General features: G+C 54.6%; 23 protein-coding genes. 4 read left to right on the top strand and 19 right to left on the bottom strand.

Annotation, left to right across the window (positions count from 1 at the left end):
- Window positions 1–72: 72 nt before the first annotated feature.
- The 7 genes from MHI43_RS04210 to MHI43_RS04180 all read right to left on the bottom strand — a co-directional run bounded on the left by MHI43_RS04210 (window position 73) and on the right by MHI43_RS04180 (window position 9089).
- A complete protein-coding gene (locus MHI43_RS04210) occupies window positions 73–1710 on the bottom strand; it encodes a response regulator (protein WP_036664454.1) in 1638 nt (545 codons plus the stop codon).
- A complete protein-coding gene (locus tag MHI43_RS04205; protein WP_036664456.1) occupies window positions 1691–3481 on the bottom strand; it encodes a sensor histidine kinase in 1791 nt (596 codons plus the stop codon). The genes MHI43_RS04210 and MHI43_RS04205 overlap by 20 nt, the downstream gene beginning before the upstream one ends.
- A gap of 256 nt (window positions 3482–3737) precedes the next feature.
- The gene (locus MHI43_RS04200; protein WP_036664459.1) at window positions 3738–5252 is read right to left on the bottom strand and encodes an MDR family MFS transporter; all 1515 of its coding nucleotides are present in this window, start codon (window positions 5250–5252) and stop codon (window positions 3738–3740) included.
- A 152-nt stretch (window positions 5253–5404) separates the two neighbouring features.
- A complete protein-coding gene (locus MHI43_RS04195; protein ID WP_036664461.1) occupies window positions 5405–7030 on the bottom strand; it encodes an ABC transporter ATP-binding protein in 1626 nt (541 codons plus the stop codon).
- Between the two features lie 4 nt (window positions 7031–7034).
- Entirely contained in the window at window positions 7035–7622 is a 588-nt protein-coding gene (locus MHI43_RS04190) for an ECF transporter S component (RefSeq protein ID WP_036664463.1), read from the bottom strand.
- Window positions 7623–7747: 125 nt separating this feature from the next.
- Entirely contained in the window at window positions 7748–8506 is a 759-nt protein-coding gene (locus tag MHI43_RS04185; protein ID WP_036664464.1) for an energy-coupling factor transporter transmembrane component T, read from the bottom strand.
- 19 nt (window positions 8507–8525) lie between these two features.
- Window positions 8526–9089 carry a GNAT family protein gene (locus tag MHI43_RS04180; RefSeq protein ID WP_036664465.1) on the bottom strand — a complete coding sequence of 188 codons (564 nt, stop codon included), beginning with the start codon at window positions 9087–9089 and terminating at the stop codon, window positions 8526–8528.
- 166 nt (window positions 9090–9255) lie between these two features.
- Here MHI43_RS04180 and MHI43_RS04175 point away from each other — a divergent pair, with 166 nt between their 5' ends.
- Window positions 9256–10326, top strand: coding sequence for an alpha/beta hydrolase (locus MHI43_RS04175; RefSeq protein ID WP_036664466.1), 1071 nt, complete (start codon window positions 9256–9258; stop codon window positions 10324–10326).
- An 84-nt stretch (window positions 10327–10410) separates the two neighbouring features.
- Here MHI43_RS04175 and MHI43_RS04170 read toward each other — a convergent pair whose 3' ends face one another.
- A complete protein-coding gene (locus MHI43_RS04170) occupies window positions 10411–10716 on the bottom strand; it encodes a hypothetical protein (RefSeq protein WP_009594879.1) in 306 nt (101 codons plus the stop codon).
- A 186-nt stretch (window positions 10717–10902) separates the two neighbouring features.
- Between MHI43_RS04170 and MHI43_RS04165 the strand changes: the two genes are divergently transcribed.
- Window positions 10903–11388 carry a GAF domain-containing protein gene (locus MHI43_RS04165; RefSeq protein WP_036664467.1) on the top strand — a complete coding sequence of 162 codons (486 nt, stop codon included), beginning with the start codon at window positions 10903–10905 and terminating at the stop codon, window positions 11386–11388.
- 57 nt (window positions 11389–11445) lie between these two features.
- Here the strand turns inward: MHI43_RS04165 and MHI43_RS04160 are convergent, their stop codons facing one another.
- The 5 genes from MHI43_RS04160 to MHI43_RS04140 all read right to left on the bottom strand — a co-directional run bounded on the left by MHI43_RS04160 (window position 11446) and on the right by MHI43_RS04140 (window position 15036).
- The gene (locus tag MHI43_RS04160) at window positions 11446–11742 is read right to left on the bottom strand and encodes a hypothetical protein (protein ID WP_341283230.1); all 297 of its coding nucleotides are present in this window, start codon (window positions 11740–11742) and stop codon (window positions 11446–11448) included.
- A 143-nt stretch (window positions 11743–11885) separates the two neighbouring features.
- Window positions 11886–12458 (bottom strand): hypothetical protein, encoded by a 573-nt coding sequence (locus MHI43_RS04155; RefSeq protein WP_235201850.1) that lies wholly within the window; start codon window positions 12456–12458, stop codon window positions 11886–11888.
- A gap of 201 nt (window positions 12459–12659) precedes the next feature.
- A complete protein-coding gene (locus MHI43_RS04150) occupies window positions 12660–12857 on the bottom strand; it encodes a YwbE family protein (protein ID WP_006208161.1) in 198 nt (65 codons plus the stop codon).
- A gap of 189 nt (window positions 12858–13046) precedes the next feature.
- Complete coding sequence (locus MHI43_RS04145) at window positions 13047–13853, bottom strand: SH3 domain-containing C40 family peptidase (protein WP_012818990.1); 807 nt, start codon at window positions 13851–13853, stop codon at window positions 13047–13049.
- Between the two features lie 418 nt (window positions 13854–14271).
- Window positions 14272–15036 (bottom strand): pirin family protein, encoded by a 765-nt coding sequence (locus tag MHI43_RS04140; protein ID WP_012818989.1) that lies wholly within the window; start codon window positions 15034–15036, stop codon window positions 14272–14274.
- Between the two features lie 237 nt (window positions 15037–15273).
- Here MHI43_RS04140 and MHI43_RS04135 point away from each other — a divergent pair, with 237 nt between their 5' ends.
- Together MHI43_RS04135 and MHI43_RS04130 are read left to right on the top strand one after the other, a co-directional pair.
- Window positions 15274–15960 (top strand): response regulator transcription factor, encoded by a 687-nt coding sequence (locus MHI43_RS04135; RefSeq protein WP_036664469.1) that lies wholly within the window; start codon window positions 15274–15276, stop codon window positions 15958–15960.
- Window positions 15957–17450 carry a HAMP domain-containing sensor histidine kinase gene (locus MHI43_RS04130; protein ID WP_036664471.1) on the top strand — a complete coding sequence of 498 codons (1494 nt, stop codon included), beginning with the start codon at window positions 15957–15959 and terminating at the stop codon, window positions 17448–17450. Before MHI43_RS04135 ends, MHI43_RS04130 begins: the two co-directional genes overlap by 4 nt.
- On the opposite strand, the gene MHI43_RS04125 is transcribed toward MHI43_RS04130, so the two are convergent.
- From MHI43_RS04125 to MHI43_RS04100, 6 genes are all read right to left on the bottom strand, one after another.
- Window positions 17440–18072, bottom strand: coding sequence for a nitroreductase family protein (locus MHI43_RS04125; protein WP_012818986.1), 633 nt, complete (start codon window positions 18070–18072; stop codon window positions 17440–17442). The genes MHI43_RS04130 and MHI43_RS04125 overlap by 11 nt on opposite strands.
- A gap of 58 nt (window positions 18073–18130) precedes the next feature.
- On the bottom strand, window positions 18131–19144 hold the full coding sequence (locus MHI43_RS04120; protein ID WP_036664472.1) for an ABC transporter substrate-binding protein: 1014 nt from the start codon (window positions 19142–19144) through the stop codon (window positions 18131–18133).
- Between the two features lie 187 nt (window positions 19145–19331).
- On the bottom strand, window positions 19332–19664 hold the full coding sequence (locus tag MHI43_RS04115; protein WP_009594932.1) for a 4Fe-4S binding protein: 333 nt from the start codon (window positions 19662–19664) through the stop codon (window positions 19332–19334).
- A complete protein-coding gene (locus tag MHI43_RS04110) occupies window positions 19661–21280 on the bottom strand; it encodes an FAD-binding protein (RefSeq protein ID WP_012818983.1) in 1620 nt (539 codons plus the stop codon). The genes MHI43_RS04115 and MHI43_RS04110 overlap by 4 nt, the downstream gene beginning before the upstream one ends.
- Before the next feature lie 55 nt (window positions 21281–21335).
- Window positions 21336–22199, bottom strand: a complete 864-nt coding sequence (locus MHI43_RS04105; RefSeq protein ID WP_012818982.1) for an ABC transporter permease — start codon at window positions 22197–22199, stop codon at window positions 21336–21338.
- A 38-nt stretch (window positions 22200–22237) separates the two neighbouring features.
- Window positions 22238–23134 carry an ABC transporter permease gene (locus MHI43_RS04100; RefSeq protein ID WP_012818981.1) on the bottom strand — a complete coding sequence of 299 codons (897 nt, stop codon included), beginning with the start codon at window positions 23132–23134 and terminating at the stop codon, window positions 22238–22240.
- Window positions 23135–23236: the final 102 nt, after the last annotated feature.

Here is a 23236-nt window from a genome sequence, read left to right as displayed (position 1 = left end):
ATGGATTACATGTTTAATTATAGAGGGGCCGGCAGCCGCATCCTATGTCACGAATTGAAGATTTCTGCACCTTTAGCAACATCCTTGGTCTCTGTATTCGTTCGGGGTCATTCCGTAGTGCTTCCGGAACATCTTGCTGAAATACTGCGGATTCTGGTATCCGAGCTCAGCGGTAATTTCATAAATCTTCTTGTTCGTATGCTTCAGCAGATATAACGCCCGCTCCATTCGCTTGCGGATGATATAATCGCCGAGTCCCTCTCCGGTTTCGCTCTTATAAATCTTGGATAAATATACCGGATGCAGAAATACCCGGTCCGCAATCGTCTTGACGGACAGGTCGTGACCCGAATCGGCAGTCACCATCTCCTGGACCTGCTTGATGATATGGCTCTTGCTCGTTGTCTCCTGTTCGGACGAGATATCATGAAGTTTATTCAGCATATCAAGCGACCAGGAGCGCAGCTTGGCAGCCGACTGAACCACCTGCTGAATATATAAGGGGTCCCAGCCGGCCTGGTCCAGCTGATGAATGTAATGCCCCTGCTTGTGAGCAAGGTACATATAGGCATTCGCAACCGATAAAAATATTTCATACAACGCCGTCTGCCCGATGAATGCGGTTTCAACTTCTGCAAAAACTTGTTCTATTTTGTCCCGGGCGGCATCCCACTGCCTTGTTTCCAGCAGATGCAGCAGGCTGGGCGGCTTTGCAAACGCCTGGGTAACGTCCCATACAGGCTCATGCAGCCGGTCATCATGGTCTTCGGCGAATCGGATAGCTTCATGATCTCCGTTTCCCCAGAGGTAAAGCGAGCTTAGTCCCGACCGATAAACGGATCCCAGTTCCCCCGGAAAATCAAAGGAGTCTGACACGAAAACCGAAATGCTTCCCTTTAAATAGCTGCCCACATCCTGTTGAAACTGGGTTATATACCGTTTCAATTCGCGGGAATCCGCGAATGTTTCCATATCTCCAGCGTTCGGCACTCTCTTGGGCTGAGCCAATAGAATCAAACAATGATGCGGCGTTTTACAGGACCACACATGGAGCAGCTCGGCAAATACCTCCTCAGCAATGTTGCCGATGGCATATTCCATCAGTCCCACCGAATAGTCGTCCATTCCCGTAAACCTCTGCCCAAGCTGTATCAGCAGCATGATCGTCCGCTGGTCTGTTCGGAGCGGAATTTCATATTCATGAAGCTTGTGATCAAGCGAATGACGCGGCATCTCGCGTCCCAGCAAGAGATCATGCATGAGGCTGTTTCGCAGAATGCCGAGATCCGATTTGCGGCTGTACATCAGCTGATGGAAGTGCCCAAGCTCCTTCCGCTCCTCCTGGATCGACGCCAAGGCGGAGCTCACGCTTCGCATGAATTCACCATCGTCCACCGGCTTCAAAATGTAATCGGATGCCTGCAGCCGAATCGCCTGCTTGGCATATTCAAAATCCGAATAACCCGTAAGTAAAATGCAGCGGATATGCGTCCAGCGCTCGGTTATGGTCTCCATCAGCTCCAGGCCGGTCATCACCGGCATCCGAACATCCGTAACCACCACATCGATGTCCTGCTCCTCCAGCAGGTCGATCGCCTCCAGGGCGGAAGAAGCCTGATACACTTCTTCAATATCCAGCTCACGCCATGGTATGGTCTGGTATAAACTTTCCGTAACATAACTCTCGTCATCAACCAATAAGATATTCATCGACTCTTTGCCCCCTGCCCTGACTTTGTTTGATTCTTCCCAAGCGTTCCGGCAATGGCCAGTAGAGTACAGCCCGTACGCCGCCTTGCGGAGATGCCGCAAACCGCAAGCCGGCTTCTTCGCCATAACGCAGCCGCATGCGCTGGTGAACATTCCAGACGCCGCAGCCCATCTCCTGATCCATCGGCCTGTTCAGCCGGGCCTCCAGCTCGGCCAACTTCTGCCCGTTCATGCCGATTCCGTTATCATCCACTTGAATGCAGGCCAGACCGTTCACAATCCGGAAGGTTACCCTGATTTCACCGTCGCCCGAGTGAGGTTCAATGCCATGCAGCACAGCATTCTCCACCAAGGGCTGAATGACCAGCGGCGGGATCTCCATGCCTTCCGCTTCCTCCGTCAAAACAAGATGATATTGGAGACGCCTCATCCGCATCTGCTGGATTTCCAGATAATGCGTAACGAACTCCACTTCGTCCGACAAGGGAACCAGTTCCCTTTCCTGACGCGTGGTGTAGCGGAAATACCGGGATAAGCTGTGCGACATCGCCACTACGGCTTCGTATTTCCGAAGCTTCGCCATGCTGGTAATAAACGAGAAGCAATTGTAGAAGAAATGGGGATTGATCTGGGACTGCAGCTGCTTCAGCTTCGCTTCCCTGACATGGATCTTCTCCATGTATACATGCTCGAACAGCTCCTGAATCTGCTCCACCATCGAGTTGAATCTCGTGGCCAGAAAACTGAACTCGTTACGGCCCGCTACCTTCATCCTCACCCCGTAATCCCCGGCTTGCAGCCTTCGGAACACATAAACCAGCTGCTTGATCGGAACCTGAACCTGGGAGTACAGCAGGTATGCGGCGAGGCAGCTCATCAGGAGCAATGCTGCGATCGAAATATAAAAGAGCCTGTTCGACGTATGGATCGGCTTCATAATGTCCGATAGCGGAATATAGTCGATCAAATACCATCCGGTCGTTTCCGATAATACGATGCTGACCGAATAGGTTTTGCCGCCCACTTCCTTCACGCGGTTCTCCACGTCTTCGAGCGGCTCCCGATCCAGCTCCGCCATCATATGGTTAATCAGTTCCTGGTCTGCGGTACGGTTGTAGATCACGCCCGAATCCGGTTTATAGTAGAACGGATCGCTCCTTCCGTCGCTCTTAAAGCGGTCCAGCATATCCTGGATGTTGGTGCTGTCGAATTCAACCTTGATCACGGTATTCGACTTGCCCGTACGATGCTGGGTGGAATACGGTGCCACCGAATACCAGACAAACAGGAAACGCCGGTCGCTCCCCTCGTAATAAGGAGTGACCTGCCACCCCGGCTTCACGTCCTCCGCAAGCTCCTCGGGCGAATAAAACCCGGCATCGCTTTCGGTGACCACCCGCCCGAGGGATGGGGAATAAATGGCCAGATGGCTCCGCCAGTTCGAAGAGCTCTCCTGTATGCTCAGCTTCGTCTGAATTTGCTTCACCAGATTAATCGCGTCCAGGTTCAGATACTTATCCTGCAAATAGATATCCCGAAAGCTTGAGATGTCCGGGTCATGCAGGAGCAAATTCGGCCATGATGCCAAAATATCGATATTGGTATTCACCTGATTCTGAAAAAAAACAAGCTGGTTCGTATTCGATTGGCTGAGCTCCTTGCTGAGCACGTTCGTCGTGGTTTGGTTCGAATAGAAATAGAGGCCGACAATCGGAATCAACATCAGAAAAATGAACAGGACGATTTTTCGGAACAGATTAAATTTGGACATACATCGGCAGCCCCTTGGTTTATGTAGTGTGAGAAGTCATTTATAGCGAAATATGTTTATTATATCGGAGTTCGCCCTGTGCCGTGTAGGGCATAAAAGCAAGATTTCGGGCACTTTCGAAGGGATTGTTACGACATGGACGTTTGCGCAGCCCACAAAGAGCGCATCCAACAAAAAAACAGGATCACGGCCTCAAAGAGACCGGGGTCCTGTTACATTTTTATTATGAAATATATGCCTTACATGCGTCCATCGATCAATGGCTTGACGGTTGTTCCTCTCCCGCATCCGGTTCAGGGGGCGCATTGCGGAAGGCGGCCACGATCAACATACAGATCACCGCCATCACGGCCATCACCACGAACAGGGAATTAAGGCTTCCCTCCAGTATTCCGCTCAACAGGCTGCCTGACCCTTCCGGCAGTTCGGCCATTCCATGCGGGGAGAGCAATTTGTTAATGTCGTCGCTCGTAATGCCGGCCGCATCCGGCTCAGCGGCAAGCCTGCCCGCGATTCCCGCATTGACCCATAATCCGAACACCGCTACGCCCACGGTCTGACCGAACGTCCGGATGAAGGAGTTCAGCGCCGTGGAAGCTCCGCGAACCTCATAGCCGACCGAGGATTGCGCAATGATCTGAAACAAGGTGGAGATATAACCGAAGCCGATGCCATAAATGAACGTAAAGACCAGCAGTACGCCCAGCGCCGTATCCTTATGCATGAACGCCAATCCCACCGCTCCGATGATTAGGAGCACGACGCCGATCAGCGCCGTTTTCCGGGAGCCGGATTTAACGATCAGGCGACCGCTGATGATCGAGCCGATCAGCCATCCGATCGACATCGGGGCCAGCGTCAGACCCGACAAGGTGGCGTTGCCGCCACGAACGCCTTGAATCCACAGCGGCAAATACGTGGTCAACCCGATGATAAGCGCACTTACCAGAATATTGGCTATCGTCGATACCATAATATCCCGGATCTTGAACAGATGGAGCGGCAGCATCGGCTCCTTCACCCTGTTCTCCACCACCAGGAACGCAGCGAGCAGCACCACGGAACCGATCATCAGACCGAGCATGAACGGAGAATTCCAGGAATAGCTCTCTCCGCCGCCGACCGCGAGCGCAAACAGCAGCGCGGTCATTCCCACGGTAAACAGGGCCGCCCCCCCGTAATCGATCGATACTTCGCGGGCGTTGCGCTCCTCTTTGAAATAACGGAAAATCAGCCATATCGATAACAGCCCGAACGGAACATTAAAAACAAAGATCCAGTGCCAGGACAAGTAATCCACGAAATACCCGCCAAGCAGCGGTCCGATCAGCGAGGAAATTCCCCAAACGGAGCTGATCATCCCTTGAATCTTCCCTCGTTCCTCCAGATTGTAAATGTCTCCGACAATCGTGAAGGTCACCGGTATAACCGCGCCGGCTCCGATCCCTTGGATTGCCCTGAAAATGATCAGCTGCGTCATGTTCTGCGACAGGCCGCACAGCAATGAGCCTACGAGAAAGATCAGCGAGCCGTATAAAAATACGGGCTTGCGTCCATATAAATCGCTTATTTTACCGAAGATCGGCGTCGTTACGGCCATCGTCAGCAGATAGGCCGTAAAAATCCAGCTCATCAGGCTTACGCTGCCGAAGCTGCTGATAATGGCCGGACCCGCCGGGCCGACAACCGTTCCTTCGATTGCAGCCATAAAAGTGGATAACAGAATACCGACCAGGATATAACTGCGTTTGTCTTGTCTTAATACACCCACGTTCCTTCGTCCCCTTTACTCTAGACGGCCCCGGCATGACTCCTGTCCCTGCCGATCCTATTAGGACAAACACGGGGCCAACAGCATAAAAGCGCCTCCCGATACCAGGAGCGCTTTCACATCATGTAACATTTCTATTATAAAGGTTACCGCTAAGGTTGCACAGACATTTTCCCGCTCCGCAGATGAATAAAGGAAGTGGCATGTTGCTTCATGAGTTCAGGATCGTGCGTGATCATCAGGATGGCCGAGCCTTCCCCGATGACATAACGGCACAGCTCGGTTACTTTATCGATGGCGGCATAGTCCATTCCCGAGGTCGGCTCGTCCAGGATATACAGCGGTCTTTCCAGCATCAATTGGCTGATGATGCTTAAGAGACGCTTCTCGCCCTGACTAAGCAAATAAGGAGACATTTGAAGACGATCCGTAAGTCCGGCCATCTCTAACAGAAACCTCGCCCGCTGCTGCTGGCCGGCCGTCAGCTCCGGGCGCTTCTTCACGGACATCCCGCCATGGAGGCTGTAGATCAGCTCCTCCCAAACATTCGGGGCCGTAAACATATATTCCGGCTGCTGGAACACGTAGCCGATCAACTCGGCCCTGCGGTAAACGGCCATTCCCTTCGTATCTTCCCCTTGCCAGCGAATGCTGCCTGCCGGAGACGGCAGCAGGCCCATGATCAGGCGGCTGAGCGTCGTTTTGCCCGACCCGTTCTCGCCGGTCAGCAGCACCCAGTCGCCGGGATCAATCTTCGCATCGATATCGCGCAGCGCCTCCCGGCCGCCGGGATACGCAAACGTCAGCGAATCGATCCGGAGCAGCGGGGAGACGGCAGACAGCCTGGCGCCTTCTGCATGGGATCTCCCCGCAGGTACGGAACCTGCAGGAACTGGCTTGCCCGCATGGGATACCGCCGCACTCGCGGAACCTGCGGGGACCGGCAATTTCGCATGGCGCGCTGCCGGATGCGGGGGAGTTGCTGCCGGGACAGGCTTGTCCCCGGCGGCGGCACTCGCTGCCTCGCCTGCGGGCCGAGGCAGCAAGCCCAGCTGCACCAGGTGCTCCCCGCAGCGGTGCAGCAGCTCCTCCGGCGGCCCGTCGAGCACGACGGTGCCGCCGTCCAGGACGATGACGCGTCCCGCGGCGCGCGCGACATCGTCAAAGCGGCCGGACGCGGTGATCAGCGTCCGGCCCTCCGCCTGCAGCTTATGACACAGCTGCAGGAAGTTCGCCTGCGCCGCGGCATCCAGGCTGGCGCAGGCGTCGTCGAAGACGAAGAGCCGCGGGCGCAGCGCCAGTACCGCGGCCAAGGCCGTGCGCTGCCGCTGTCCGCCGGACAGGCTGCGCACCGGATCGGTCCGCCGGTGAAGCAGCCCGACCGCCGCAAGGGACTGCACCACCCGCTCCTCGATTTCCGCGGGCAGAACCCGCATATTTTCAGGACCGAAGGCCGCTTCGTCCTCGACGATCCCCTGAACGAGCTGGGCATCCGGATCCTGAAACAGCACCCCGACCGCATCCGCTACGTCGGCTATCGGCGCGGCTGCAGGATCCATGCCGTCCAGCAGCACTTCCCCCGTTCTTGCGCCTCCGCCGCTCCGCGGAAGAAGGCCGCATAACAGCTGGCACAGCGTCGACTTCCCGCTGCCGCTGGCACCAAGAATCGCGACCCAATCGTTCTCCGCTATGTCCAGATTCATATCGTGGATAACCGGACGTTCCTCTCCGTCATAGAGAAATCCCAGTCCCCGGCATGTCACCCTTGTTCCCGACATCGGGCTATCCCTTAACCGCGACGGCGAAACGGCGAAGCAGGCCCGTCTTCACTAATGCCTCGCCTAAAACCTTGGTTAACAGGCCGCAGAGGAGAACGCCGCTCAGAATACGCACCACCAGCGCAATGCCAAGCACTTCGACCGGCCAGGACGTATACCCGAACATGTTGGCCGCGAACAGGAACCAGAGCGGTACCATCGCCCCGCCAACCAGCATGAGAGCGCCGGCGCTCCACTTTTTGTATCGGTAGATCGCGAAAATCGTCTCCGCCACGATCATGTAGCAGCCTGCGGCCACAAAACACGAAGCAATGCCGTATACCGTACCGGTCAGAGCCTGAATCGTGCCGCCGATCGCAAACGTGACAACCGCCGTTCCCGGTTTACGAATGATGTAGTAAGCCAAGAGTCCATAAACCATGTAGATTCCCGTCGTCGTCGAAGTGGCGATGGGTCCGCCCAGACTGTTCAACAGCTTGTTAACCGGCCCTATGTATACGGTGAGAACGGCATTAACGGCAGCAAGCATTGCCATCAGGATAATCTCCTGCGTCGTAAAAGCAAACCATTTTTTCTGTGATGATGAATTCAAAGGTAGTCCTCCTTCATACCAGCCGCCGTCGGCGGCTGTGCTAGCGTACGTCAACGCTTCTTTTCATATTTTGCACACTTCGGCTCTTAACGTCAACCCATTTTTCGTTCTTTAAGGTTAACAATTTAGGCAATCCACCACACGAAAACCGTTGCCAGTACATACATAACTGCCGATGCGACCGCCCATGAAGGAATGTTAACCTCCGTGCGATAGGTTCGGTCCGGGTATGCGCCAAATCCTTTGGATTCCATTGCGCCCGCCGTTTGCTGAACACGACGCAGCGCATTAAGCAGGACAGCCGAAACAAACTTCAATCCGTAGCCGATGCGACTTCCGAGTCCCTTGGGCGGTCGATGGCCCCTTACCTGCTGGGCAGCCAGAATATGGGCACCCTCCTCCTCCAACAGCGGAATGAAGGTCAGCGCAGCGGATACGCCAAACGCAAACCGGTAAGGGATTCGAAGACGTCGGGTCAGCTCGGCAACCAGTTCTCTCGGATCCGTCGTCAAGATATACGCCATCGAGGTCAAAAACAACGTAAACATCCGGAGCGACATGGCACCCGCGGCGTTCAGAGCCTCAACCGTCAGGGTGATGGGTCCCCACTGCAGCCATACGGTGTCCCCTTGGACCGTCAAGCTGGTCAGAATGAAGTAGGGTATCGCAACGATTGCAATGAGCCGGATCCCTCCCAGCAGACGCTTGCAAGACACCTGGCCGGCGAATCGGGCTTGGCCGATGCATAACAGGAGAAACAACGCCTGCTGCCAGGCTTGGTCGAGCAGCATGGCGATTACCGCTGTACAGAACAGGATCACCAGCTTGCTTAAAGGATCATATCGATGAAGAAGCGTGCCGCCCTTCTCATATTGAATCAGCATATTCCACCAACTGCCTCTCTTATAGCGTGTTCCATTCTCTTCTCAATCGCGAAAAAACGACGGCATCGACATAACCGCCGGACGTAAGGCGATAATCGCGAAGCACTCCTTCGCGCATATAACCGTTCTTCGCAAACCATCGGCATGCACGCTCATTTCTTGAATCGACGAAAGCCTCGATTCTATTTAGTCCCATGGACGCGTACCCGAAAGCCGCAACCAGTTCGGCCGCCTCGGTCATATAGCCCTTCCCCCAATAACCGCTTGCCAGCTCACACCCAAACTCGCCCTTGAACGCGCCCTCCAGCTGCCATATATTAAATCCGCAGCTGCCGATCAATTGGCCTGTTTCGGTGATCTCGATGCCCCAGCGAATGGCTTCGTCCTGCTCGGCAAGCCGTTGCAGCCACTCAATCAGTGCCTTTGCGTCCTCGGCTGAATCCATGACGGGCATATCCAGAAAGGCGGTTACGGCGGGATCGGACCAACAGCCCAGCATCGCTTCCGCATCCTCCCTCTCCATCCTTCGCAGCCGGATCCGCCGCCCTTTCATTTCCGGAACGATTCCTTCGCATCTGTACATGGCATTCCACCCCCTCGCAAAAAAACTGACTTGCATTGGCTGTTTCCGGTGATACTATGTGCGTGTATAAAAGAGTATAGCGAAAATCAATCCGTATCCTGGTCCCCCATCAACATCTTAGAGCTGGATGTATATATATTGATGGATTCGGGAGGCTTCCGTCAATATGCTTGTCACGGCTCCCTTGTACAGTGCGGAAGAAGGAGGAAGTCATCTGAGTATGTATATCGCGATTGTCTTGCTGTTCACCGTCGTTGTCATTGCCGCTGCCATTACGCAAATCGGATATCTGCAGATTACGCGGATGCGCGTAAAGAATGACCTCAAGCTGTTCACGGTGCTGGAAAAAGCCGGACTGTACAGCAGAGAGAAATATGAATCGCTTCAAAAGAACGAAGTGGCGATCAAGAGCTTTGACGGGTTGAAGCTGTGCGGCGCAGCCATTCTAAACAATCCCGGCTCCAAGCACTGGATGCTTCTTGCCCACGGCTATACCGGTTCGCGAGCCGTATCCACCCAATTCATTGATTTGTTTACGGAAGAGGGGTACAACGTGCTCCTGATCGATCAGCGCCGGCATGGACGAAGCGAAGGACGCTATACCACCTACGGTTATTATGAGAAACACGACGTGCAGGCGTGGGTGCGCTGGATTACCCGCAAATACGGCGAGGATGTGGCAATCGGGCTTCATGGACAATCGCTGGGAGGCGGAACCGTGCTGGAGTATTTATCCATTGCCGATCCGCAGGTCAAGCTTGTCATCGCGGATTGCCCGTATTCCGATTTGACGGATTTAATGCGGCATCAGCTTACGCGCATCAACAAAATCCCCTCCGTGCCGTTCCTGTCCTGGGTGAACGCCAGAATTCGGCGTAAAGCCGGGTTCAGCCTCGATCAGGTCAGCCCGATACGTGCTGTTCGGAACAGCACGCTTCCGGTTATGTTCATCCATGGCACCAAGGATAATTACGTGCCTACCCGAATGAGCATCGAGATGTACGAAGCCAAACCGGACCCGAAAAAACTTCTTCTTATCGAAGGCGCTATCCATGCGAACGCTTATCATGTGGATCCCGAGCAATATCGGGAAGGCGTGCACTCTTTCCTTCGTGAACATATAGATCAACCCGTCCAGGCACCGCTGCCGGCAGCTGCCCGCGCAGCGCAGCCGGAAGAAGCGCCAGCCCAAAATACCTTCCAACTGGAACTGGACGGATCCCTTGAGACAGTATAGGACGGCGGCTCAAAAAGCCCCCGCACTGCACGCTGGATCCGCGTGAGTCGGGGGCTTTTTTCAATTGTTATGCTGTTATCTGCCCTACGCCATGGAATCGGCCTTTTTCGGGTTCACCGGTTTAAGTACTTCATCGCAAAGCTCCTTAAGCCTGATCTGGATTTCCTTGAACTCCTCGATCCCGGCTCCCGTGAGGCTGTACCCCTCACCGTGCGCCGTCAGGAAGTTCTCCTCGGTCAAGCGTTCGAGTTCATGCTTAACCTCCCGGTCGCCGACCTTATATCCATGACGCTCCAGCTCGGGCTGCATCTCGCTGATCGTAAGGTCCCGCTCATGGGCGTGATAGAGCATATGAATACCGATAAACAAATTTTGAACGTCTGCGCGCATTCGATCTTCTCTCCCTCCACCTGATTGAATTGATACCTGGTCATGTCATACATTACCCCTGCGACATGGTCAGGAATCAGCCGGATTCGCCGGAGCCTTTCTTCCCATGGCTTGTCCCTTGACGAATATCATATACTTATACTAAGGTGAATGAATCAACGCAAATGAAGGAAGGGCGGATATCCAATGTTTCAAAACACACCCTATGAAGGCACTAGGAGCGAGCAATACGCCCAGGTCCTGAATCAGTTGAAAGCACTTATCCACGACGAGCCGAATGCCATTGCCAACTTGTCCAATGCATCTGCGCTGCTTAAGCAGTTCCTGTCCGATACGAATTGGGTCGGCTTCTATCTTTATGATGGCAAAGAGCTGGTGCTCGGGCCATTCCAAGGACTGCCAGCTTGCATCCGGATTCCGATGAATCGCGGAGTTTGCGGAACCGCTGCGGCTAAACAGCAGACACTGCTTGTAGCCGACGTACATGAGTTCCCGGGGCACATTGCCTGCGATGCGGCTTCGAACAGCGAGATTGTGGTGCCCATGATGGTGGATGGCGCATTATATGGCGTTCTGGATATCGACAGTCCGCTCAAGAACCGTTTCGACCAAGAGGATCAAGCCTTTTTGGAGGGATTTGTCCATATATTGGAAGGGCAGCTCACATTATAATTCAGGATGATTTGACGTATTCTTCCGTACACTAACCGAGGATTGAAACCACAATTCTTAGGAGGAATACACGCCATGTATCCAATGAATAACAACAATTCGCAAATTTCGCAGCAAATTCGTCAGTGCGAGCAAATTCTTCAGCAGCTGACCCAGCAAACGCAGCAGGGCTCGGCTATGTACCAGCAGCTGATGCAGCAAGAGCAGCAAAATGCGGCCCGACTCGAGGAACTCGCTCAGCGTGAGCGTCAAGCGGCGCAGATGATCCAAACTGCCCTTCAAGGCCATCAACAGGCGATGCAGCAGTATCAGCAAATCTCCCAGATCGTTAAACAAGTGGAGTACTCTGTACAAGCCCACAACCAAACACAGCATATTCAGCCTTCATACGGCCAACAAGGTTTTCCTAACACACATCAGGGTCAAGGCTTCCAATAAGCATGCTAAAAGGGGTAACCCGCAGGTTCCTAGAATCTGCGGGTTACCCCTCTATTGCTTTATTCCTTCTCTTCGTTTACGCTGAATTCGATCTCGGCTTGTATCTTATAGCGCTTTGGCTCTTCCCCTTCCGAACCGCTCTGACTCGCGCCCTGCGACATGGCATCAATCACGAAATCCGCGGATCCGTAGACGACGTAGCGCCCGCCCGGAAAACCATCCTTCAGCGAATGGATGAAATCTTTGAATGTCTTATCGTCCCTGCTGTCGTATCCACCGCCGATTTTGTAATATTCGCGCAGCGGCTCGCCCTTTTTCAGCTTGGTTGTAATATAGGGCTCGTTCATGGCATAACTGATGTTGTAGTCTCTTGTGAGCTCTTTCATCGGGAAATAAAAAGCGGAGGCCGCATGGCCTATCGTAATCTCATCCTCTTTGCCGATATACTCCAGCTCCCCGTATACTTGAACTTGATCTCCCTGTTCATACTCCTCTTTCTCGCTAACGAGTCGATACACGAAGTCCCCGTCGGTCATTTCCGCCTGACTCCCCCTGGCAGCTTTATTCAATGAAGGTCCAGTCGGATCTGCCCCCTGTAGCTCCTGCTTCGCGCAGCCCGTTAACATCAACATCAAGATAAACCCCATATAAAGGTATCTTCTCATCTTTTTTGTTCACCTCAACCTCCAGACGGATGGATTGTGAGCAATGTTGCATGGAAATGCAAAAAAGCCGCATCCAAAACTCCTCAGATTTGCGAAGTTTTGGATACAGCAAATGGTTTGCTATATCCCAGGCAGCCTATGGCCTTTAGTCTCGAAGCGCATCGAATGTTACGACTCGTAAATGTTCTTCACCCGTCCCACTTGGCCGTCTTGAAGACGTACTTTAATGCCGTGCGGATGGTTGGGCGAATTGGTCAAAATATCTTTGACCACGCCGCGGGTTAATTTTCCCGTTCTCTGGTCCTGCTTCAGTACGATATCAACCTCAAGCCCCGGTCTGATATTGGAACGCTGCCCACCGTTCATCATCGTCCCTCCTGTTCCTATCTTCATGCTGTTGTCCCGTCCCTACTGTCCACCTTACTGAAATCGAAAGCGAAATGCAAATCGCATAACGCAAAGGACTGCCCGTTAAAGATCGTTCAGATCTCCCAACCGGACAGTCCTTCTGTTTTTATTCTAACCATGGATAAATCTTATCCATGGAACGATGTTTTATAGTACGCTTCCGCCGTGCATGAAGCGGTGTTTCCAAGAATCGCCGAAGTTACCTACGAGGACCCCGCCCGATTGTTTCGAGTACGTATGCAGCAGCTTGTTGTCTCCCAGATAGATCGCTACGTGCGTAATCCGCTGTTTGGACTTGTCCAATCCGGCATAAGCGGAAGCCGATGAACCTCGGTAGCTCATGAAGAATACCAGATCCCCGCGCTTTAATTGATTGACGTTGTAAACAGCCGTTCCTTTATCTTTGACGTACTGCCCTTGCTTGCGGGAATCGCTTGGCAGCGTAATGTTAGCGCCGTCCATGAATGCGCGGCGAACAAATGCCGAGCAGTCAAAGGTACTCGTTGAATTGCGGTTAGAACCGAATTCGTACGGCGTGCCCAGATACTTCATGCCTGCACTGATTACTTTTTCAACGCTTGCGCTCGCAGAAGGCGCCGTGCTTCCCGAATTGCCGGAAGTGTTAGAAGATCCGCTGCTTTGGTTAATATATTTAGACGAAGCATATCCTTGCTTGCCGTCCGAAGTTTTGATTTTATACCAGCTTGAGCTCTTGCCCAGAATTTGAACGCGCTCACCCTTATGCACGCGGTCAACGACTTTACCCGAAGTCGAAGGCTTATTGCGCATGTACACATTCGAGCTTGCTACACCTTTGGTTACAGACTGCACGCTGGCAGCAGACACTTCATTCACAGACCCATATCCGTAAGAACCAAGAACCGCTGCTGATAACAGCGCTCCGGCCATCAATTGTTTAAATCTTTTTTTCGAGAAAATAACGATCTCCCCCATCTCGTTTGATTGTGGAATGACGAAAATGTCATTTTCGTGATCCCGCAATCATTATAGACAGGCTGTGTCTCGGGACGCATGCTACCATCCTCACAAAAACACATGCCAACTATTGGTAAAGAGGAGGACTTTAGTCTCTTATTATACTTGAATTTAGTATAAATAGATTATTATAGAAAAAAACATGCCAAAATAACCCAACCAGTCCGGCCTAAAGAAGTCCGGATTTCTTTGTTGGGTCTTTCTGCTTACCAAATATATGTATTTTTCCTTGCGATTGCTGCCTGGAAGATGACCTCTATTCCCTGTCATACTTTTTTTAAAAAAAAGCCTGATCAGACGGATACCCCATCTGACAGGCTCTAGTTTATCGTACCTTCTCAATTTCATTCCACTACAATATTGTAAACTTTTGACCCTATGGCCGCTTGGAATAGAGCGGATATCCAGGGTTTTCCGGTACGTCAATCAGGATGACCCTGACATTCTCTTGCGCCTTAAGGCTTATCGTCTCACCTGGCACCGTATCGATTACCATAAAGTCCCGATGATGAAACAGGAGGCTATCCTCTTCCGTGCTAAAGCTGCCGGCTCCCCTTACGGCAAGCGCAGCCGCGCGCCTGCCGGTTTTCAGTTCATATCGTGCTTCGTGCCCGGCCAGAATTTGAATATCCAGCATCTTCACGTCCACGGACAGATCGGTTGGGGCGGAACCGCCGATCATCGTTTTGACCAATCCCCCCTGGATACGGGTTACCGGATAGGAGTCCGGACGATACTGACGACAGGCAGGGTTTTGCTTCAATGAATCGCGAAGATACGGCTCAAACCAAATCTGGAATCCTTCTGCATCCGGCCCGGTCAGAAGTTCCTCATGCGTAAGTCCGGAACCGGCCCTCATCAATTGCAGGCCTCCTGGCCCTATTATGCTGTGCGTACCATGCGAATCCTCATGGTCGCACTTTCCCTGAATCATATAAGTCACGATTTCAAAACCCTGATGGGGATGAGACGCGATATAGCCTTCGACGGGCGCACGAAACCAGGACCAATAGAAAAGCGGCCCTACCCGGGTCACGGCTGACCCTTCTCCGGAGAAACCGATCGGCTTCAACTCCGTTATCCTTCCTCCATCGAGTGAGCCCTTGCCCTGATTCTCGGGTGGATATACATTTCCTATCATGTCCAGTCTCCTCCTTTCACCCATCCATGATGGATCTTGAACAGGTGCTGCATTGATTGTCTTGGCTTTAAGATAGTATTAACGATAACCGAACAGATATCAACATCCTTAAATTCCCTGATTTGAGAATGCATATTTGCGAATCATTTTTCAGTTTATTTTCAGTTCGCGTTCAGAATTCATTCAGCTACGGCACGTATGATAAAGTTGAAGGGATGAAAGAAGAGGAGTTTTGTCATGGGATCCATGCATCGTATTCGCGTTTTGCTTGTGGATGACGAGCCGCACATACTGCAATTTCTGGAGCTTGGTCTCCAAAATGAAGGGTTTGAGGTGCGCACGGCCTCCGATGGAGAATGTGCGTTAAGGGAAGCAGCCAGCTTCGAGCCGCATGTTATCGTTCTGGATGTGATGATGCCGGGAATGGACGGTCTTGCGGTGTGCAGACGTTTGAAGGAGGAAGGCCGGGATGTTGCGGTCATTATGCTCACCGCGAAGGATGAGATCGATGACCGTGTAACGGGCCTTATGACCGGAGCGGACGACTACATGGCCAAGCCCTTCAGTTTCGAAGAGCTGCTGGCCCGCATACAAGCTCGACTCCGCAATCAGTTCCCGAGCCTGCTGGGCGAAATCCGGCTTGGGCCATTCACCATCGATGACCGCAAGAAAGAAATTTCATACCTGGGGGAAGCCTTGGAGCTTTCCCCAACGGAATATAAACTGCTCAAACTGCTTGTGACCAAACACGGCAGCGTTCTGAGCAAATCGAACATATTGAATATTGTGTGGGATTATGACTTTGGGGGAGAGGATAACATCGTGGAGGTCTATATCCGATCCCTGCGAGAGAAGCTTGGGGACAAGGAGCATCGGGTCATTCGCACGCTTCGCGGAGCCGGCTACCGGGTGGATTTGCCATGAGTTTCCGAAACCGTATACGCGCATCTCGGCCAACGTCTCTGCGCACGCAGCTCCTGTCGCGTTCCCTTCTCGTCTTGGCGCTTCTGCTCGTGCTGATCGGAGCGCTGCAATATGTACTGATGAAAAACGCCCTGTTCCGCAATCAGGCCGAGGCGCTTTCGCTTCAGGTCCGCTCTATCCCCGTGGAGATGTGGGAGCCTGGTCGCGTGCAACATAACCGGCCTTCTGTTCCGAATAACGACGCCCATGCGGTCATGCCCCGCCAGGAGGATAGACCTCTGCTCTTTCTGCCGAATATGTCGCTTGCCAAGATCGCAACGAACGGAAGCTACACCGACCTGGCCAGTGACAACGGTCTGTCCGCGCCGCAGCTGGCAGCAGAGGCTTATACCTCGATTCTGGAGCAATTCAAAGAGCGTCGGCCCGTTCCGTACGAAGTGATTGACGATGCCCAAGGCACCGAGCAGATCGTTGTTTTTCGCCCTTACGGCAGCCCTAACAGCCCTTCCGGTATACTGCAGCTTGGAATGGATACGCAGCCGCTCCATGCCGTTCTGCTGCGGCAGCTGCTGATATTTGCCGCGTTGGCTTTGCTTGCCATGGCTGGCGGGATTGCATTGTACCTGCCATTGCTGCGCAGGACGCTTAACCCGCTAAGCCGAATGGTCGAAACAGTGGAACGAACGGATGCCGGAAACTTGGCGGAGCGATTTCCGGCCATGCAGGGTCAGCAGGAGATTGACCGCTTGGCCCAATCGTTTAACGGCATGCTGAATAGGCTTGAGGGAGCGTTTGAAGCGGAACGCGAGGCGAAAGAGCAGATGCGGAGGTTTATTGCCGATGCTTCCCATGAACTGCGCACGCCGCTTACTTCGATTCACGGCTTTCTGGAGGTGCTTGGACGCGGCGCCGCCGACAACAAGGATCAGCTCCATGCAGCACTGTCCAGCATGCACGGCGAATCGAAGCGCATGAAGAAATTGGTCGAGGATTTGCTTCTGTTGGCCAAACTTGACCGTAAGCCGGAGCTTCATCTGCAGGATACCCGGCTGGATCGGCTGCTGCTAGAGATGGAGCCCCATCTCAGGATGCTGGCTCAAGGCAGAAACGTAACGATTCAAGCGGCAGCCGTGCTGTGCCGGTGTGACCCCGACAAGATCAAGCAGGTCATCTACAACCTGTTCCATAATGCGGTACAGCATACCGATTCCGACACAGGGCGGATTACCGTTACGGTGGATAAAACCAAGGACCACGCCGTACTGCGGGTCAGCGACAATGGAGCCGGGATTTCGAAGGAGCATCTGCCCCATCTGTTCGAGCGGTTCTACCGCATCGATGAATCCCGGACCCGGCAGCACGGCGGTGCCGGTCTTGGACTGTCCATCACCCAGTCCATCATGAACGCGCATGGCGGCCAAATGAGCGTGGACAGCACGGTTAACCAAGGAACGGTTTTTCGTGCGGAGTGGCCGGGCATCATTCCTTAGCCTGAAATACTCCTTCATGCACCAGTTCATTCAAGGATCGTCGGTCCGTAGGGACCTCCCGTTCCTGCAGCGTCTCCGGCAGCACCGATTTATCCCCGCGGTATCCAAGCGTTATGACCGCATGCAGATCATATTCTTCCGGAATATGCAGGACTTCGCGGGCAAGCCCATGGTCGAAGCCGCCAATCGCGCGAGTATTCAGCCCAAGCAAAGCAGCCTGCGAAGCGATTGTTCCCCAAGCAGCCCCCGCATCAAACGCGTGGCTTCCGCCCGGTTCCCCATTGGCATTCAGCGTGTAGGAAACGAGCAGGACAAGCGCCGGCGCGCGATCGCTCCACACGCGGTTTCCGGGACGGATAAAAGACCGGAATCGCTCCCGCTCCTCCTGTGTTCGGGCAACGATAAACCGCCACGGCTGCCCGTTGCCCGAGGAGGGTGCCCACCGGGCCGCCTCCAAGACGGTATACAGCACATCCTCTTCGACCGGACGGGAGTCAAAGGCCCTCGAAGACCATCGATTCACAAAGTGGGCATGCACCGGATATTCGGGACGGCGCGTTTGTTCCGCCACCGTCTTCTTCGACAGGGCTGATACGATTACGGTTGGATCAGGTCTGGTCATACGATCATCTCTCCTTACCCCTTGCGGGTTATTGTAATACGGCTTGGTCTAAGCTTGGTTAAGGCTTGATCAGCCAATCGTCCAATGCAAAATCGGTTTCCGCCAGCTTCTCTTCGATCAGAAAGGCCTTCGTTCCTTCCAGCAGCTGCAGCCCTTGTTCGGTAAAAGGAACCTCTTTGATCAGCTCGATCGGGCTAACCTTCTTCACGTACTCCACCTTCGCGCTCTGCAATTCGGCCAGAAACGCATAGTACTCTTCCTCATGCAGCTTTAAATCCTCTAGCGCCTTGGAACGGGCTTCATTCCACGCCTTGGCGAAATCCGGATATTTCGCCAGATAATCCTCCGACACCACGGTTACGCTGGTTCCATACAGCTCGGGATGCTTGGTGGCATCGTCCAGCAGCGTATAGCCTTCATCGATTTGTTTGAGCGTATACACGCCGGTATTGGTCATCGCGTCGATTTCCCCGCGGGCCAGGGCAGCCTCCGCATCCACGCGAAGCAGGTGGATGACCTTCACATCCTCAGCCAGCCCCTCTTTCTTCAAAAGACCGGCCAAGTATCGGTGGTGGAAGGAACCTTTTTGAGTGGCTACCGTTTTTCCCTTTAACTCTTCCAGGGAAGCCGGGCCTCCCTTCTTCGCCACGAGGTACCCGATGCTGTCGGTCGAGCCTTGGGTAATCACCTTGGTCTTCGCTCCCGTTGAGCGTGACAGGATGGCCGGCGTATCGCCCAAGCTGCCAAAGTCCAGGCGACCGCTGATCAGCGATTCGCTCAAATCCGGACCGTTCGGAAAGGCGGTCAAGTTTACCGTTTCAATCCCGTGCTTCTTGAGCTCTTCCTGAATAATGCCCTTATGGAACCCCCAGCCCTCGGCGCCTCCAGGCACATTCAGGGCATTGGTTCCTATATATCCGTAATTGAGCGTTTTCGGCACGCCGGAGCTTGATGCCTCCGTTATTTGATCTTTGGTGCCGCAGCCCTGCGAAAAAGCAAGCGCCGCCGCCACCAGCGTCAATAAAATCGCGTATCGCTTTCGCTTGTGTTTTTTAACGTTTCGATTCTCCATTCGATTTCTCTCCCCTCACAGATCCCATCTCGATATGACACTGCCTCGCTTTCGCTTCTTACGCCTCTTGCTTCTTACGGGGCTTCATGGAATCCCCGGCAAACCCTGGCCTCAATGAGCCCGCAGATCATGCTTCCCATGCAGACGGGAAGAGTGGAGCTGCCTGAAAAAGGGGGGAGGCTGACGATCAAGGAACAGATCGCTTCGCGAGCTGAGCCAGAAACGCATGGCTGGATATGGACGTTCGGCCGGGTCCCCATCCCACCTTCTCGCGGTAGCCCCCCAACAGCTCGGCCTGCTCCAGCTCCGCCTCGCTTAGCCCGCTGAGCCGGTCCGGATGAGGCGCGACGTACATCGCGTCCGCCGGACAATAGAGCTCGCACATAAAACAGGTTTGGCAATCGTTCTGGCGCGCAATGACAGGCACATCGTTATCGACTTTATCAAATACGTTGGTCGGACATACGGAGACGCACAGATTGCACTGCACGCATCTGGCATCGCTGATCAGCTCAATCAAAGGGAAACCGCCTCCTCGCTCACGCGCTGCGCCCGGACGCTGATTTCATCCAACCCGGATGTAATCAGGCGGTAATGCTGCGTCTCGTCCAGCTCCGGATAATCAACCCGCTTATGCATTCCCCGCGTTTCCGTCCTGGCCTGCGCCGAGCGGTACATCCAGCGGGCCGTTGCAGCCATGGCCGCTGCCTCGCGTTTCTTCACCGCCTGATAATCAAGATGGATGGGTTCCTGCCGGATCGATTTCCACACGCCGTCGAGCCGTTGCAACGAATCCCGAAGTCCCTCATCCGTACGGAACAGGTTCCGGTCATAAGGCATGACCTCTTCCTGCACCGCCCGAATGTATTCCTCCGCGGCAATCGGCGGCTTTTCCTGCAGCGAGCCGAAGGTACCGGAAGATACGATCGGAGCCGAAGACAATCCGTGCACCTCGCGTCTAGCGGCATGCCGTCCCAGCGATTTGGCATAGTCCGCCGCGCCTTCGCCCGCAAAGCTGCCGGAAGACATCGCCCAGGCGGCATTGTGGCTGCCGCCTCCGGTAAATCCGCCGCAGATCAGCTCCCGCGTTGCGGCGTCTCCGGCGGCATACAAGCCGGGGACCTTCGTGGCGCACGTTTCGTCCACGATATGAATGCCCCCGGTCCCGCGCACCGTCCCTTCGAGCCGAAGCGTGACCGGGAACATATCCTTGAACGGGTCGATGCCCATACGGTCAAACGGCAGGAAAAAATTCGTCTGCCCCACCCGGAGCAGCGGCTGCAGATCGGCGGGCGCCTGATCCAATCGGGCATATACCTGTCGGTTCTCCAGCAGTTTTTTGGCAATGACGGAACGTCCTTTGGTCGAGCCCGCTCCCTCTACCACCGTGCCGTCCTCGTAGTAAAAGCTTGCATAACGGTAATACGCCGTTTTGGTCACCGAGGAGAACGTTGGCGATATGGCGTAGGCGTTGGAGAACTCCATGCCCGACATTTCGGCCCCGGCCTCGGCCGCCATCAGATAGCCGTCACCGGTCAACACGTTGCATCCCAGCGCTTTGCTCAGAAAGGCGCAGCCGCCGGTTGCGATGACAACGGCACCCGCCGTGACTCTCCAGGGATCGCCGCCCTGCGTGCTTACGCCAGCGGCGCCCCCCACTCCGTGTTCATCCGCCAGAAGTTCCAGCGCAGGGCTGTGGTCGAGTATTTTGACGCCGGCTCTTTTCACCAGTTTGCGCATGAGACGCATATACTCCGGTCCCTGCAAGCCGCGCCGGAATATGCCGCCATCCGGATCGACCGGGAACGAATACCCCCAGTCGCCAAGACGGTTCATATTCTCGTAGGTTTGATCCAGGACCCGATCCATCCACTCATTCTCGGCTAAGCGTCCGCCCATAAAATACCGGCTCATCTTCGCTTCCTGGCGCTGCCGCCCTTCAGGCTCCACGTACCATACGCCCGTGCCCGACGGCGCCGTTGCCCCGCTTGATCCGCAGAACCCTTTATCCGCCAGCACGACATTGCTGCCTTTCGCCGCGGCCGTTAAAGCCGCCCATGCTCCGGCCGGGCCACCGCCAATGACCAGCACATCCGTTTCCAACTGAAGCGTGCTGCCTTGAATACGTGAACTCATGCATGTTCCCCTCCTAATCATCATTGTCCCTCGGTTCTCTCATTCATAAGCCGGATCATCCCTTGTAACTATCCCGCCACTTCAGCAAGCGGCGTTCCAGAGAACGGACGAACAGATCCACCATCATGCCGACGACGGCAAAAACCAATACACCCACAAAAATTTGCTCCGTTAACGAGGATTGCTTGGCAAGATTGATGAGAAACCCGACCCCCGACTGCGAACCGATCAGCTCCGCAACGACGAGCCCGAGCCAGGATACCGCCAGCGATAAGCGGAGTCCCATTAACAGGTTAGGCAGCGAAGACGGGATGATCAGCTTGATGATCTGCTGAACCCGGCTGTACTGCAGGACCCTCGATACCTCGAACAGCTTTTTGTCGACGCTCCGGATGCCGAGAAACGTATTGACGTACAGCGGAAAAAAAGCTCCCTTCGCAATGATCAGCACCTTCGACGTTTCTCCGAATCCGAACCACAAAATAATAAGCGGGGCGATCGCCAAATGCGGGATCATCCGCAGCATCTGCACCGTCGGATCCAGGAATATTTCCGACTTGCGCGAGAAGCCCGTCAGCAGGCCGAATATCAAGCCCAGGCTGCCTCCCAGGGCGAAGCCCGCAGCGGCGCGGCCGATGCTTATGCCCAGATGGGTCGCCATCTTGCCCGAGGCGATCAGATTCCAGAGGGATTCGAAAATCGCCGCCGGCGTCGGCAGGAAGAACGCATCGATCCAGCCAAGATTGCCTGCCAGCTGCCATATGGCCAGCACCAGAACCGGAAGGGCCGATCCGAGCGCAATGGCCCGTAGTAAGGATGCACGCCGGCGATTGGAGCGCGCGGCAGCAGGATTGGGCGGCTGCGATACAGCGGGTGGCTGCCCCGCCGCAGGCAGCGCAAGTTCGTTCGCGTTATTCATCGTGTCTCCTCCTCTCTCTTGGAAACAGAAGCCGTGCTTTAACCCTCATAGCTGTCGTTCCATTTCAGCAGCCTGCGCTCCATCAGCCTAACCGCGGCGTCTGCTGCTTTGCCGATGACGGCAAACAGGACGATGCACACGAACACGGTCGCGGTTTTGCTGAACTGTCTGGCATCCGTCATCAAATAGCCGATGCCGGACGTGGAGCCCATGATCTCGGCAACGACCAGCCCGAGCCAGGCAAGCCCGAGGGACAGCCGGATCCCAAGGAAGATATGCGGCAGGGAGGACGGAATGACCAGCTTGAAGATTTGCTGGATACGCGTGAAACCCAGAACCCTTGTTACTTCGAACCATTTGTTATCCACGCCGCGGATGCCCAGATAGGTTTGGATATAGAGCGGAAAGAAAGCCCCTTTGGCGATCAGCAGTATTTTGGACGACTCCCCGATTCCAAACCAAAGCACGAACAGCGGCGCAACCGCTAAATGCGGAATCATGCGGACCATCTGGATGGATGGATCGAGCACCCGCTCGGATATGCGGAATACCCCGACCAGAATACCGAAGGCTAGGCCGAGAGCCCCTCCAAGGGCGAAACCCGCTGCGGCACGAACCAAACTGATCCGCACATGACCGCCAAGGTCACCCGAGCCCGCCAAGTGGGCAAAAGCCTCCGCAATGCGAAGCGGCGTCGGGAAGAGCAGCTCCGAGATGTAACCAAGGTCGCCGAGCACCTGCCATAAAACCAGCAGCGACACGGGAAGAACCGCGCCCGCAGCAAAGGTGCCCAGCGACTTCCTCCATATCCCGGCACCTGCTTCGCCCGGGGAGAGCCTCTGCCGCTGCCCGGCGGCGGGCTCCGGTACCAGCGACTCGCTGCCGTGGACCGGAGCCGGAGGGTCATGCCGGTACAATCGTGCATGGTCACTCATTGCGATCACGCTCCGGCTCGGGAAACGCAAATCTTCCATCATCTAACCTGAACATCAGCCAAACCCGTTTCATAAGCGCACCTCTCTCCTCGAATACAAAAG

It is taken from the genome of Paenibacillus sp. FSL H8-0457, from assembly GCF_038051935.1.
Lineage (GTDB): Bacteria > Bacillota > Bacilli > Paenibacillales > Paenibacillaceae > Paenibacillus_AQ > Paenibacillus_AQ lautus_A.
Note: the sequence above shows the minus strand (reverse complement) of the source record. Positions and strands in the feature narration are given on the sequence as shown.

What these genes read in the sequence shown, in the direction of transcription:
- MHI43_RS04165 (WP_036664467.1), top strand. Translation starts at nt 10,903, where the DNA reads ATGTTTCAAAACACACCCTATGAAGGCACTAGGAGCGAGCAATACGCC.
- MHI43_RS04105 (WP_012818982.1), bottom strand. Translation starts at nt 22,199, where the DNA reads ATGAATAACGCGAACGAACTTGCGCTGCCTGCGGCGGGGCAGCCACCC.
- MHI43_RS04170 (WP_009594879.1), bottom strand. Translation starts at nt 10,716, where the DNA reads ATGCGCGCAGACGTTCAAAATTTGTTTATCGGTATTCATATGCTCTAT.
- MHI43_RS04145 (WP_012818990.1), bottom strand. Translation starts at nt 13,853, where the DNA reads ATGGGGGAGATCGTTATTTTCTCGAAAAAAAGATTTAAACAATTGATG.
- MHI43_RS04180 (WP_036664465.1), bottom strand. Translation starts at nt 9,089, where the DNA reads ATGTACAGATGCGAAGGAATCGTTCCGGAAATGAAAGGGCGGCGGATC.
- MHI43_RS04135 (WP_036664469.1), top strand. Translation starts at nt 15,274, where the DNA reads ATGGGATCCATGCATCGTATTCGCGTTTTGCTTGTGGATGACGAGCCG.
- MHI43_RS04195 (WP_036664461.1), bottom strand. Translation starts at nt 7,030, where the DNA reads ATGTCGGGAACAAGGGTGACATGCCGGGGACTGGGATTTCTCTATGAC.
- MHI43_RS04175 (WP_036664466.1), top strand. Translation starts at nt 9,256, where the DNA reads ATGCTTGTCACGGCTCCCTTGTACAGTGCGGAAGAAGGAGGAAGTCAT.
- MHI43_RS04120 (WP_036664472.1), bottom strand. Translation starts at nt 19,144, where the DNA reads ATGGAGAATCGAAACGTTAAAAAACACAAGCGAAAGCGATACGCGATT.
- MHI43_RS04125 (WP_012818986.1), bottom strand. Translation starts at nt 18,072, where the DNA reads ATGACCAGACCTGATCCAACCGTAATCGTATCAGCCCTGTCGAAGAAG.
- MHI43_RS04150 (WP_006208161.1), bottom strand. Translation starts at nt 12,857, where the DNA reads ATGAACGGTGGGCAGCGTTCCAATATCAGACCGGGGCTTGAGGTTGAT.
- MHI43_RS04185 (WP_036664464.1), bottom strand. Translation starts at nt 8,506, where the DNA reads ATGCTGATTCAATATGAGAAGGGCGGCACGCTTCTTCATCGATATGAT.
- MHI43_RS04110 (WP_012818983.1), bottom strand. Translation starts at nt 21,280, where the DNA reads ATGAGTTCACGTATTCAAGGCAGCACGCTTCAGTTGGAAACGGATGTG.
- MHI43_RS04155 (WP_235201850.1), bottom strand. Translation starts at nt 12,458, where the DNA reads ATGTTGATGTTAACGGGCTGCGCGAAGCAGGAGCTACAGGGGGCAGAT.
- MHI43_RS04130 (WP_036664471.1), top strand. Translation starts at nt 15,957, where the DNA reads ATGAGTTTCCGAAACCGTATACGCGCATCTCGGCCAACGTCTCTGCGC.
- MHI43_RS04210 (WP_036664454.1), bottom strand. Translation starts at nt 1,710, where the DNA reads ATGAATATCTTATTGGTTGATGACGAGAGTTATGTTACGGAAAGTTTA.
- MHI43_RS04205 (WP_036664456.1), bottom strand. Translation starts at nt 3,481, where the DNA reads ATGTCCAAATTTAATCTGTTCCGAAAAATCGTCCTGTTCATTTTTCTG.
- MHI43_RS04140 (WP_012818989.1), bottom strand. Translation starts at nt 15,036, where the DNA reads ATGATAGGAAATGTATATCCACCCGAGAATCAGGGCAAGGGCTCACTC.
- MHI43_RS04100 (WP_012818981.1), bottom strand. Translation starts at nt 23,134, where the DNA reads ATGAGTGACCATGCACGATTGTACCGGCATGACCCTCCGGCTCCGGTC.